Annotated in this window: 10 protein-coding genes and 1 tRNA gene; 7 read left to right on the top strand and 4 right to left on the bottom strand. The window is 50.1% G+C overall.

The features are described 5' to 3' along the window. Positions 1-95: 95 nt before the first annotated feature. The 5 genes from ABIK47_07240 (at position 96) to ABIK47_07220 (ending at position 5,469) form a co-directional block, all read left to right on the top strand. The gene (locus ABIK47_07240; protein MEO0020411.1) at positions 96-1,265 is read left to right on the top strand and encodes an FtsX-like permease family protein; all 1,170 of its coding nucleotides are present in this window, start codon (positions 96-98) and stop codon (positions 1,263-1,265) included. Further along, positions 1,262-2,530, top strand: a complete 1,269-nt coding sequence (locus tag ABIK47_07235) for an FtsX-like permease family protein (GenBank protein ID MEO0020410.1) — start codon at positions 1,262-1,264, stop codon at positions 2,528-2,530. Before ABIK47_07240 ends, ABIK47_07235 begins: the two co-directional genes overlap by 4 nt. Beyond that, positions 2,527-3,246 carry an outer membrane lipoprotein-sorting protein gene (locus ABIK47_07230; protein MEO0020409.1) on the top strand — a complete coding sequence of 240 codons (720 nt, stop codon included), beginning with the start codon at positions 2,527-2,529 and terminating at the stop codon, positions 3,244-3,246. Before ABIK47_07235 ends, ABIK47_07230 begins: the two co-directional genes overlap by 4 nt. A gap of 100 nt (positions 3,247-3,346) precedes the next feature. Further along, positions 3,347-3,694, top strand: coding sequence for a hypothetical protein (locus ABIK47_07225; GenBank protein ID MEO0020408.1), 348 nt, complete (start codon positions 3,347-3,349; stop codon positions 3,692-3,694). Positions 3,695-3,735: 41 nt separating this feature from the next. After that, entirely contained in the window at positions 3,736-5,469 is a 1,734-nt protein-coding gene (locus tag ABIK47_07220) for a hypothetical protein (protein ID MEO0020407.1), read from the top strand. Between the two features lie 256 nt (positions 5,470-5,725). On the opposite strand, the gene lepB is transcribed toward ABIK47_07220, so the two are convergent. Both lepB and ABIK47_07210 read right to left on the bottom strand, forming a co-directional pair. Beyond that, entirely contained in the window at positions 5,726-6,550 is an 825-nt protein-coding gene (gene lepB / locus ABIK47_07215; GenBank protein MEO0020406.1) for a signal peptidase I, read from the bottom strand. A 59-nt stretch (positions 6,551-6,609) separates the two neighbouring features. After that, positions 6,610-7,290 carry a DUF554 domain-containing protein gene (locus ABIK47_07210; protein ID MEO0020405.1) on the bottom strand — a complete coding sequence of 227 codons (681 nt, stop codon included), beginning with the start codon at positions 7,288-7,290 and terminating at the stop codon, positions 6,610-6,612. 90 nt (positions 7,291-7,380) lie between these two features. Between ABIK47_07210 and ABIK47_07205 the strand changes: the two genes are divergently transcribed. Together ABIK47_07205 and ABIK47_07200 are read left to right on the top strand one after the other, a co-directional pair. Next, a tRNA-Arg gene (locus ABIK47_07205) sits at positions 7,381-7,454 on the top strand. Positions 7,455-7,477: 23 nt separating this feature from the next. Further along, a complete protein-coding gene (locus ABIK47_07200) occupies positions 7,478-7,996 on the top strand; it encodes a nitroreductase family protein (protein ID MEO0020404.1) in 519 nt (172 codons plus the stop codon). Here ABIK47_07200 and rimI read toward each other — a convergent pair whose 3' ends face one another. Both rimI and ABIK47_07190 read right to left on the bottom strand, forming a co-directional pair. Further along, on the bottom strand, positions 7,997-8,428 hold the full coding sequence (rimI, locus tag ABIK47_07195) for a ribosomal protein S18-alanine N-acetyltransferase (GenBank protein MEO0020403.1): 432 nt from the start codon (positions 8,426-8,428) through the stop codon (positions 7,997-7,999). Between the two features lie 12 nt (positions 8,429-8,440). Then, complete coding sequence (locus ABIK47_07190) at positions 8,441-12,151, bottom strand: C25 family cysteine peptidase (GenBank protein MEO0020402.1); 3,711 nt, start codon at positions 12,149-12,151, stop codon at positions 8,441-8,443. Positions 12,152-12,402 lie beyond the last annotated feature (251 nt).

Raw genomic sequence — 12,402 nt, 5'->3', positions numbered from 1 at the left:
CACGATGAAAAGGTGATTAAATACCTCCGGCGCCGGATAAAATTGGTTGATGGCAGGGTTCTCATTGATGAGAAAGTTGACCAGCCGGAGGAAAAATGACCCTTTTTAAACTGGCATGGCGTAATCTGCGCGGGGCAGGTATCAGAACCTGGCTTAATAGTTTTGCTTTGTCTTTGGCGTTTGTGGCGATAATCTTCGGTCAGGGTCTTTTGCAAGGGGTGAACCGACAGGCAGAGAACGCATCAATCCAGTTTGAGGTTGGTGGCGGGCAGTTCTGGCAGAAGGATTACGACCCCTATGACCCATTGACACTTCAAGATGCCCATTCAGAAATCCCAGAAGAACTAAAGAAACTGATTGCCAATGGTGTTGCCGTGCCCATTTTGATAATCCCCGGAAGCGTCTATTCCCGCGGGAGGATGCTGCCGGTGCAAATCAAGGGGATTATCCCTGGGCAAAAGGTGCTTTCCTTGCCAACCCAGCCGCTTGATGACACCCTTGAGGAAATGCCGGTTCTTTTGGGCGCGCGGATGGCAAAAAGCGCAGGTGTTGATGTTGATGATTATATCACTGTTCAATGGCGGGATGCCCTTGGTGCGTTTGATGCCCGCGAGGCAAAGGTGGTCAAAATTATGGCAACGAGTGTGGGAACGGTTGATGAAGGTCAGGTCTGGGTTCCACTTGGCCGGCTTTGGGAGTTAACCGGTCTAAAAAATCGGGCAACGGTGATAACGGTAAAAAAGGGATTTACCAATGATATTGTCGTGCCGGGTTGGACCTTTCGCCCGCCCGAGTTTTTGCTTAGGGACCTGCGCCAGATGGTTAAGATGAAGACGGTCGGACAGTCAATCTTCTTTATCGTCCTCTTTCTCTTGGCGATGCTTGCCATCTTTGACACCCAGGTCTTTTCCATCTTCCGCAGGAAAAGGGAGATTGGCATGCTCATTGCATTGGGTATGACCCGTGCCCAGGTGATTTTTCTCTTCACCATTGAGGGTGCATTTTACGGTGTCCTGGCAGCGGTTCTTGGTGCCATCTATGGCATTCCGCTCTTTGCTTATCTGAATGCCAACGGTATCGCTATGCCTGGTGGCAGCAGCTGGGGATTTGCCCTTGAAGAAAGGCTTTATCCTGCCTACTCATCAGGCTTGGTTGTCGGCACAACCCTTTTGGTACTTGTTGCCGCCACATTTGTCTCCTGGCTGCCGACGCGCAGAATCGCCCGTCTCAAGCCGACCGATGCCTTAAGAGGAAAGTCATTATGACCGGCTTTATCATCAAGGGTCTTTTGCGTGACCGCAGCCGCAGCCTTTTCCCTTTTCTGACCGTGGCGATTGGTGTGGCGCTCGCGGTCTTTGGCGATGCCTATCTGCGTGGGGCTCAGGACAGCATCTTTGACACCACCGCCCGTTTCATTTCCGGGCATCTCTTGGTGACAACCAGGGCAAGGGCAAAGGAAGGTCCAAGCGCTGGTAATGAGCTTGCCCTGACAGATATTAGTATCATTAAGGGAGAACTGAAAAAGACCTATCCTGATATCACCTGGCTGGAAAGGGTTCGTTTTGGTGGTCTTTTGGATGTGCCCGACTCCTCAGGCAGCACAAAATTGCAGGTGCCGATTTCCGGTCTGGCGGTTGACCTTGCGGATACCAGTCCGGAGCCGAACCTTTTAAGGCTGAAAAGGTCGCTGGTTCAGGGTCATCTGCCCGAAAAGCCAAAGGAGATTCTCTTGAGCGAGGAGCTTGCCCGAAGGCTTGGCATTAAGTTAGGTGACCGGGTTACACTTATTTCCGTAACAATGAACGGCGCAATGGCAATCAGCGACTTTTACCTTGCCGGTTTGGTCAGGTTCGGTGCAACTGCGCTTGACCGGGGGATGATGATTTGCGAAATTGCTGATATCAGGCAGGTGTTGGATATGGAGGATGCGGCGAGCGAAATTGTGGGGTTTTTCTCCAGCCTTGTTTATGATGACCGGCGCGCGGTTCAACTTGCGAAAGGTTTTAACGCGCGAATAAAAGATGAGGGCGACTTTGCGCCGATGATGCAGCCGTTGCGCGATGCCAGCGGCTTTGGTTCACTTATTGACATCATCTTTTCTGCCACCGGTCTGATTCTTACCATTTTTATTGTCGCAATGGCGGTTGTGCTCTGGAATGCGGGTTTGATGAACTCCCTGCGCCGTTATGGTGAAATCGGCATCAGGATGGCGATGGGCGAACCGAAACACCGGATATATCTTTCCCTGCTTATTGAGGCGTTCTTTGTCGGTCTGGTCGGTTCTATTGCCGGCACATTAATCGGGCTCGGGTTCGGTTACTATCTGCAAAGGCACGGGCTTAACATCGGCGATATGATGAAGAATGCCACAATGGTAATTGACGATGTTATCCGCGCCCGGATTGCACCCCAGAGTTTTATTATCGGGTTTCTGCCCGGTCTTATTGCCACATTTTTGGGCAGCGCCATTTCCGGACTGGGGATTTTCCGGCGGCAAACCGCAGAACTGACAAAGGAGTTATCAGAATGAGCCTAATTTTTCTTTTAACCATTCTCGGAGCAGAACTCCCTGATGGCAATCTGCTCTTGAAAAGGGTGGATGAGAATATCGGCGCAGAAACAAGGGTTGCGGTGGTGGAGATGCGTATCGCCACGAGAAGGGGTGCGAGGTCGGTAAAGGTGAAGTCCTATGTCAAGGGTGCGGACAGTTCGTTTGTTGAATACCTGGCACCGGAAAGGGAAAAGGGGACAAAGATGCTCAAGTTAGGCAAGGACCTCTGGATTTACACCCCAGAGTCTGACCGGACAATCAGAATCTCCGGGCATATGCTGCGCCAGTCGGTTTCCGGTTCAGACCTTTCCTATGAGGATATGATGGAGGACCCGAGACTGGGCAATCTGTATAACGCCACGACGATTGGTGCGGATTCGGTCAGCTCAAGACCGGTCTGGGTTGTGGAACTCAAGGCGCGTTCAAGTGAGGTTGCCTATCCCTTACGCCGGGTCTGGATTGACCAGGAGCGGTATTTAATCCTGAAGGAGGAGCGTTATGCCAAAGGCGGCAAACTGCTCAAGACCGCCGAGGTTTTGGAGTTGAAGCGTATTGATGAGCGCTGGGTGGTAACAAGGGCACGCTTTAAGGATATGCTGAAATTGGGTGAAGGCACCGAGTTTATCATTGAGGATGTCAAATTCAATGTCCTGATTCCCTCCGCGCTTTTCTCCAAGTCATCCCTGCGCCGGTAAAAATCCAATAAAGTTTTTCTTGACAAGAGAGAGAGAGAGAGAGAGATTATAATTAAGTCGCAGTCGCAGATAGTAAACCCGACTGCGAAAGGAGTAAAAGATGGTGAGGACATTGCGATTCCGCACGGTGAACCGCAGAGCCACGATTGGCTTCGCTCTGGTTCTTATGTGCCTCTCGTTTCCTCTCACCGCCGATGGGATGAAAATTACGATTAGGGTTACTGGTTACGGAGGAATTAGAATAAATCCTCCCGCAATCTGCCCGAATCCATCCCCTGCTACTTGCTTTAGTATAACGATAGAAAGCACAAACCCCATAGAAGGAATAGCCGAAGACCCCCTAACCTCATACAAATACAGAGTTATTTTCTCAGAGCCAATTCCTCCTGAAGTTACCGAAATTTCCGGTGCCGACCTGCCGATAGAAACCATAGAGCCGATAGAATAGAACCGATGCACCTCACATCAATGTCGGGGAGGGGAAGGGAAATGCTTCCCCTCCTAATGCTGCTATTTTCATTTGCCTTAGCCCAAATACCAAGAGAAATGCAACTCCACCAGATGTCTCAGATTGAAGGCACTAATAGGGAGGTTCGGCATTTCTTCGAGGGTCTTAATATCCCATATAAATCAGATACAGTTTATGTATTTGTTGTCCCGCCGATGATTGCAGCAAGGGTGGAGGGCGCAATCAATCCGTTTATCTATTACTTGCGAAAACAGGGTGTAAAGCAAGATATAATTCTCTTGGCGGTGAGTAATAAAAAACGGGCAGCAGAAAAGTATTTGGCGAGGAGAAATTTTGCTGCTGATTACCAGAGGGTGGTAGGGGAAAATTTCTTAAACTCATTTGGGTTTTCCGTGGGTATTCTTGAGGTTCCTTTTGTCACCAAGTTCGCTCTCTCCACTGGTGAATTGCTCGCATCCTACGCATTATTAGCCGATATCGATTCATCAACCGTAGCCTCATTTATTAGTGATTTTTCCAAACCGAGAGGGGAAAGAATATCTAAAGCGGCGGCATTAAAGCCTCACGAAAGGTATGAACGGTATAAACCGATATTTAATAGACGCGTTAAACTTTATGATACTGAGGAGTATCCACTTTCTATCACCTACTATATTAGCATTAACCCCTCCGGGACTCAACTTGCCCTAATGGACCATATGACCTACTTCATTTACATTTTTGACTTAACCACTGGGCGGTTACTCAATGTGCTTTATCCCGATTCAGGGGAAGAACAGCGGTTCATCAATCTTCCTCCCGAGGTAATTTTAATGTTAAAACAGATGAATATGATAAACCCGATGTACTTCAGCCATCGGTTTTCTGACGACTCCACACTCTTGATTACCGCTTCTCTGCCTAATATGCGGATGGAGATTGAAGTGGTAGATAATGATACCGCTGTGAATTATTACTATGCCAACGAGCCGGTTCTCATTAAAAAGGGAGCATTATCCAACCAGCTAAGGACCTGCGTCTCCTTTCACCACCTCCCTGACACAGTTCAGGGTGAATTTTCCCATACCATTGCAACAATTATTCCTCAAACCGGGTTGGTATTTGCTCCATTTAAAAAAGGGTGGCCCCAAGGGTCTGAGATGCTTGACGAGGACCACGCCTCTCTGGAATCAAACCCATTCACTGTGGAGTTTTACCAGCGAGATGTGCACCAATTTGCTGTCTTTGACACCACCGGCAAGTTTTACCGTTTCTTAGGCAGATTGAACAAGCAGTTTGAGGATTTAAAACTGGGCTATCTAGTCTCAGAAGATTATGTCCGTTTTCAGAACGAGAGATACTATACCACCGATAGATATACAGGGAATGTATATATTTATGATAGGAACTTAACGCTCATGGATTCAATTACAATCTTTGAAAACCCAGCGCCGGTTATCCCAAGAATTGACTTCTCAAAAGAGCCCTTGGAATATATGCTTGAGACATTCAAGGCCAATTTCAAGCGCCGAATTATTGATTTCCAAGTCACCAGCAACTGCTGCTACGCTTTGATTACCGAAGAAAACCAGCCCGTTCTTTACAAGAAAGACCTTAAACAAAACAGGCTTAGAAAATTCCTTTTGCCAAGTCAGTTCGGAAAAGAGACAGCGAAATACTACCTGTTAAGGGAAACAGAAAGAGATGTCCTGGCGATTGCACTACTTGAAAGTCCTATTGGCGAGACATTTTACTGCGAATTAAAACTTCCTTAAAGCGAGATTGTGTTTTGGGTTAAAGAGCGGCTGAAGTTCCGATCCCCCGGGTCTTTTTCTCTAAGCCTTCGGCCCGTCGGTGGGTTTGTATACTTATAGGTATACAAGAGGATTTCGGGAAAAATCAGGTTAAGTTTCAGAGATAAATAACTTAGCCGAACCCATCAGTTTTTCAGACCCATCCCCGGGGATTACCCCCTGTGTTATTTTTCAGGTTGGCTAACAGAGGCTTTTTTAGGCGGGATGGGATAAGGGTTTAGCGGACGAGTCTGCCGATGCGGTTGAACCTGATTGACCAGGGGGAAAGGATGATGCGGGCGATGTTGGGTGCGGCGTTGGAGGAGAAGTAAAGGACAAGCGGTTTGCCCCGGACATAGCGCAACTCCAGTGGTCCCCAGAAGCGGGAGTCTTCAGAGTTGTCGCGGTTGTCGCCCATCGCAAAGATGTGACCCTCAGGAACAACAACCGGTCCGAAGTTGTCCCGGACATAGGGGGAAAGGTCAGAGCGGTAAAAAGCCCTTTTTTCCCAGAGGCGCTGAAACTCGGGTTTGAGTTCTTCAGGCAGGGGCGGCAGGTTGTAATAAAATTTGTGGACAACATAGGGCTCGGTCTGTTTTTTGCCGTTGATAAAAAGTTCCTTGTTGCGGACCTCAACCGTGTCACCGGCAACCGCCACACACCTTTTGATAAAGTTCCGGGGGACATACCAGGTGAAGAAGTTTTTCTCCTTGTCCCAGAAGATTGGCAGCAAAGGCAGCCATTGGGGAAAGATGCGGGCAAAACGGTTGGGCTTGAGCGAGTCAACCGGCATATCCGGGTCAACCGGAAACCGAAAGACAACAATGTCACCCCGTTTTGGTTGGGAGATTTTGATAATGGTGCGGTCGGTGAAGGGCAGTTTGACACCATAGGTGTATTTGTTCACCAGCATAAAGTCGCCAATCGCAATGGTGTCCTCCATTGAACCGGTCGGAACCATAAACGCCTCAACTAAGAATGAGCGGATTAAGAGGACTGTGATAATCACCGGCACCCATTCGCCCACAAACCTTTTTAAGCCGGAACCGAGACGCTTAGGCATTGAGGGTTAGTTTAAATTTTTGCCTTGATAAGTCAAGAATCCGCAGGTTGTTATCAGTGTCAGTGGAGGAAAATCAGCCCGAGAATCACGACGATGACCAGCGCGGGCAGCATATTAAGGACCTTGAGTTGCTTTATCTCCAAAAGGTTTATGCCCAGACCGATGAGAATGAGCCCGCCCACCGCGGTCAGTTCATTGGTCATCGCATCGGTCAGGAAGGTGTTCAAGAGCCGGGCTAAAAGGGTTAATCCTGCCTGATAGATAAAGAGCGGCAGGGCGGAAAACATCACGCCGATGCCCAGACCGGCGGTCAAGGCGATTGCGGCAAAGCCATCCAAGATTGACTTGGCAAAGAAAAGGTTGGGGGTTTTGCCCAAGCCCTCCTCAATTGCGCCCAAGACCGTCATCGAACCCATACAGAAAATGAGAAATGCGGTTACCATCCCTTCGGTGAACCTGCCCGAGTCAACCTTCAGGCGCATTTTCAGCCAGTTGCCGAATCGGTTCAGGTGGCGGTCAAGGTCAATTAGTTCACCAATAATTGAGCCCGAGACAATAGAAAGAATCATAATCAAGACCTTGCCGGTTCTGAGCGCCATTGAAAAGCCAAGGAAGAGGGTGAAGATGCCGATTGCCTGAAATGCCACCTTTGTCAGCCTTTGGGGCAGGCGGGTGTGCAAAGCCAGCCCCAAGAGGCTGCCGGCAATCACGGTAAGGGTATTGACCAGTGTGCCTAACATTGTTTTATAATAAGGTTATGGCAATCATTTGCAAACAAAGGCGATTACCAAGCCTTGACTTTTCTCCTTATGCGGTTAAATTTAACCGGTGCGCCCGTAGCTCAGATGGATAGAGCGGCAGACTCCGGATCTGCAGGCCACGCGTTCGAATCGCGTCGGGCGCTTTTCTTGAAGGAAAGGGGGCAGGATGGAATTTTACGATGTTATCAGACGCCGGTTGAGCGTTCGTGCTTATAAGCCTGACCCGGTGCCCGAGGAGGTTTTAATGCGCATCCTGGAGGCGGCAAGGCTGGCACCATCGGCCAAAAACTATCAGCCCTGGAGGTTCATTGTTGTTACCGATGAGAAAATCCGGCAGGAGCTTGTCCCTGCCTGTAGAGGTCAGTCTTTTATTGCCCAGGCACCGGTTGTCATCTGCGCCTGCGCAATTGAAAACGAGGCATGGAAGGGGATGGGAGGTTACTGGTCTGCGGCAGAGGTTGATGTTACGATTGCGCTTGAGCATATCATCCTTGCCGCTACCGCTGAGGGTCTGGGAACCTGCTGGATTGGCGCATTCATTGAGGCAGAGGTGAAGAGGGTTCTTCAGATTCCTGAAGGGGTGAAGCCGGTTGCATTAACCCCAGTTGGCTATCCGGCACAGGAGCCAAAGCCAAGACCGCGCAAGGCGCTGGAGGAGATTGTCTGTTATAACCGGTTCAGTTAATCACACCTCCCGCTCCATCACAATCGCATCCTCGCCATTTTCGTAATAGCCCTTGCGGACATAGGTGGGGGTAAAGCCGAAGCGCCGGTAGAACCTCTGCGCCCCGGTATTTGAGACCCTGACCTCAAGATAGACATTTTCTGCCTGCTGGTGCTGGGCGAACTCCAGAGCCTTTTTCATCAGTTCGGTGCCAATCCCCTGGTTTCGCAACTCTGGTGCGACCGCTATGTTGGCGATGTGAACCTCCTGCCTCCCCCAGGCGATGAGATACCCGGCAACACCATTTTCATTTTCCGCAACAATGCAGAGGGCATCAGGGCGATGGATATCGGCAAGGAAAAATGAGCGGCGCCAGGGGTTGGGAAAGGTGTGCTGTTCAATCTCCATCACCCGGTCAAGGTCCTTTTCCTGCATTTGACGGATTGAAAGCATCCGATTTACCGCCTAACGAATCAACACCGCCTTGGTAATCAAGGCATCACCCTCACCGCTACTTTGGGTCTTTAAGCGGATGAAGTATATTCCCTGAGCAAGGGTTCTGCCGGTATTGTCCTTGCCATCCCAGACGAAAGTGTATCTGGCAGGAGCCATCTTTGAATTGAGGAGATTGCGCACCTCTCTGCCAGTGATGTCAAAGACCCCCAATTTCACCTGAGCCGGATTGGGCAGGCTAAATTTTATCCAGGCTCTTTCCTTCATCGGGTTGGGATTGAGGTTCAGTTCAAGCCTGTTGATACTTGAGAACTCTGCCCCTTCATCAATACCGGTCAGCGGCTCACCGGTGATGAACTTAATTGCCCGTCCAGGAACGATTCCTGCTGCCCCGCGGTGATAATTGCTGTTATAGAGATACTGAATGGCGATTGACCGGCTCGGGTCCTGAATTCCGACTGTGGAACTTGAATAGCCGTTGGCAGTAAGGTACTGGAGGATTATCAGATTATCGCCACTCGGGGTGGAAATGGTGGTGTCATAGATGATGACCTCAAACTTATCTCGCAGGGTGCGGGGGGTGTAATAATACACGCTGTCGTATTCAATTATCAGGCGATGGTTGCTGGTGTCATGATAGTAATAAACAAAGCCGGTGTTGTTGTAGTCGGGATAGAGGTCGTCCCAGTTGACGCAGATAACTCCGGGTGGGGTCTGGGAGTTGGGCAGGGGCTGATTGGTGTAGTTGGGAGTGCGGTAAAAGCCCGGACAGAGCCAGCCATCAGCGGAGATGGAGAGGGAGTCGTATTCCTGACCGTAGAAGCGTAATGGTCCGAACCCTTCAGGCAGGGGAATAACCTTGACGCTGTCATTTTGTGGATACACCAGCCTGGTGCCGATGTCTTTTATTTCTATCCAGTTGAACTCCGGATGCTGGATGTAGTTAGAATCAATGTCATCATAAGCCCAGTAGAGTGCGGGCTGGCGTGGACCGTCAGGAATCGGGTCAATTGCACGGATTTCACCAACCGTAATCACAAAGGGTAAAGTCCAGGTGTAACCACCGTTAGCGGTTAATAAGAGGGTGCAGGGGATTGCGGTTTCAAGTGGGATTGTGCCGTCAGCGGCGAGAGTGAACGGGTCAAGATAATTTGTGCCGGTTGTATCCTTGGGTATGAAGCCGAAGGTGCTGGTGGAGTCAATGACCTGGAGCCGGGAATCACCCGAAAGCAGAACACCGCTGACATCATAACCATTTCCTAAACCGGTGTTGCGAACCGTGATTAATAGTTGCGCGCTTTCATTAGGGTCAAGCCTGCCGTTGCCGTTACCACCGGGTGGTGGGTCGTTGACCGTTTTCCCGGCATAAACCAAGACCGGCGTTCCCACCCAGAGGTTGATATTGGAGTTCCAGACCGAGTCAAGGGCATCCCGGCATTCAAGGTTGAAGCGGAGAATATAGCCATTGGGGCAGTTCTGGGCGACCGAGAACTTAAAGCCGCCCGAGCCGGTTAATGCCGAATCACCTGCAGGGATGTTGCCAAAGGGTCTGATTGAGTCAATAATGGTGATGTTCGGGTCGGTGGTGCGCAGTTTGCCGGTAACCGAGTTTGCACCTAACGAGCCCCAGTTTTTGACCCATACCGGCAACTGAATGGTCTCCCCAGGGTTGATGATGTGGTCATTATTGCCTTCTGCCGAGTCGTTGACCGTGCTTTTCAAGTAAAGGACATAGGCGGAGTTGGGTGCAATCGTGATTGCCGAACCAAGATAAGGGTGAAGGTTTCTGCCGGTTACCGTCACATAAAGCGAATCCCCAGGTAAAGTTGTCTGAATGGTAAACTCCACCTCACCAGAACTGTTGGTATGACCAACATAATAGACCGAGGTGTCATTTTTTGCCATCACGCACACCTGGGCATCTAAAACCGGGTTGGTGCCGTCGGTAACAGCAACTTCAAAGGGAAATGAGCCAATCAGGACTGTTGCCGGATGATTGACAGTCAGCCCCTGTGGTGTCTTTGACCAGATGTTCAGTTCCGGCTCACCGAAGTTGTTGAACATATAGATTTCCTCTTCGCTAATCTGGTCGGGCAGGGGATAGGCAAGGAGCATAAAAAGTTTTCCTGCCTGGGTGCACTGGGCAAAGGTATAATTAAGGCTGTCAGCATAGGCAAAGAATGTGCCGGCAGCAAGGGAGTCGTTGTAACCGGAATAACTCACCTCAGATGAGCCAAAATAGCCGCAGCCTCCCTTTTCCTCACCAGCCTTGACCCAGGTTTCGGCATGGCAGTCGTGCGGTTCGTCAAAGTTGCCGGAAAGGCAGGTGGGTGCAATCACCATTGGCAGCATCCTGCCGTTGTTCAGGTTGTAAACCCTTGAGTTGTACCATGCAGGGCTGACATTTGCCCAGCCAGAATCCAACCCATGCCCGCGATAGAGCATCCAGGAGCGACCTGAATTCAGGGAGTCGGTCAGAGCTTGAGCGGTGTTCAAGCCCCAGCGCTGAAAAAGGGTGTCAAACTGGGTAAAGGGTCTCCCCAGCACATAGTTGCGGATTCTGAGTACCACGGTCCAGAACCTGCCGGGATTACCGCTTTCATACCCGGCAACCGCACAGACCTTGTTGAACCAAACGGTATCTTCAAGATAAGGCGCCATCTCATATTTATAAAGTTTATTCATCACCGCCTCGGCCTCGGTGCGGGTGCGGACGCAGGCGCGGGCAATGAACAGGTCGGCAAGGATGTCATTGCCCTCGTGCAATGAGTAGTAAAGGTCAGATGCATCAGAATGACCTGGCCAGTGGTTGCAGCGGACATAATCGGGCGCATCACCAACGAGAAGGACATACTCGGGCGGATAGGGCCAGTTGTTATAGGCGTTATTGATATAGGAGTAGATGAGCGCGGTATCGTTGCCGCCAATCTGAGATGTGGTGACAACCTTTGTGCGCCAGCCCTTGCGCTGTTTCCAGCGGGCAAAGGGTTCAACCGCACTAACAAAACTGTCATAAACGATTATCAGGTAACTGCCATTTTCCGCACTCATCTTCGGTCTTAAAAACCGGTAATTGGCGATGAACGATTTATAAAGCGGCTCAAAGGCGCGGGAGAGTTTCTGACTCCTGCGGAACTTGACATTGATATTTGACCGACCCTCATAGCGCAGTTCCACCTGGAGGCGCCGGGCAATTTGGAGTTCGCCGGAAACCGGATTGAACCTGACCGGCTGCAGGATTAGTTGCACCAGCCTGAAGTCCCGCATTATCATCGGCGCGCTTGTCCGGCAGGAGACATCGGGATAGAACTCATCGGTTGAATAGCGCTTCTCATCAATGACAAACGGCTGAGGCTCGCCCTCCTCAGGCATTGGTGCCTGGGCAGGATAGATATTAAAACCCTTCAAAGTTACCGTCTCTTCGGCGATGAGCCGCAAGGAGACATCCTTGTCATCAGGAATCGCAATGAACCTTGAAACCACGGGCAGTTCTGGTGAACCAACCTGGGTAAGAACACCGCCAGCAGCGATGTTAAGTGTCAGGGTTTGAAAGAACCGGTTATCAACCTTGATGGAGTCAACATAAATGCCTTCAAGGTTGAGTTCAACAACAGTTTTCTCCTCGTTTGAACTTATTACCTTGAACTCTGCCGGCTTTTCCTGTCCACCTGGCTCAAATGGCAGCCAGCCGGCAATGGCGCCTGACAGCGCGAAAACAAACAAGCACATCATCCTTTTCATTTTGCCTCCAGGTCAAACATTTGAATTATATTAACCCCGAATTCCTTCAGGTCAACAGGTCAAATAATATTGAGTGTCACACCTCGGTGGTTGCAACCAAAGATTAGGTCTCGGTCTTTCGTTGTACTATTGCAAATACAGGCAGCGTTGGGTGAAAGCGGAGCCAGGTAGTTGGAGTTTGATGAAATAGATGCCCTGAGCAAGACCTTCTGGTTGCCAGATGAGTTGGTGTA

The organism is candidate division WOR-3 bacterium, assembly GCA_039801245.1.
Taxonomy (GTDB): domain Bacteria; phylum Hydrothermota; class Tepidihabitantia; order Tepidihabitantales; family Tepidihabitantaceae; genus JAOABP01.
The sequence above is the reverse complement of the archived record's forward strand: the minus strand, read 5'-3'. Positions and strand labels throughout refer to the sequence as shown.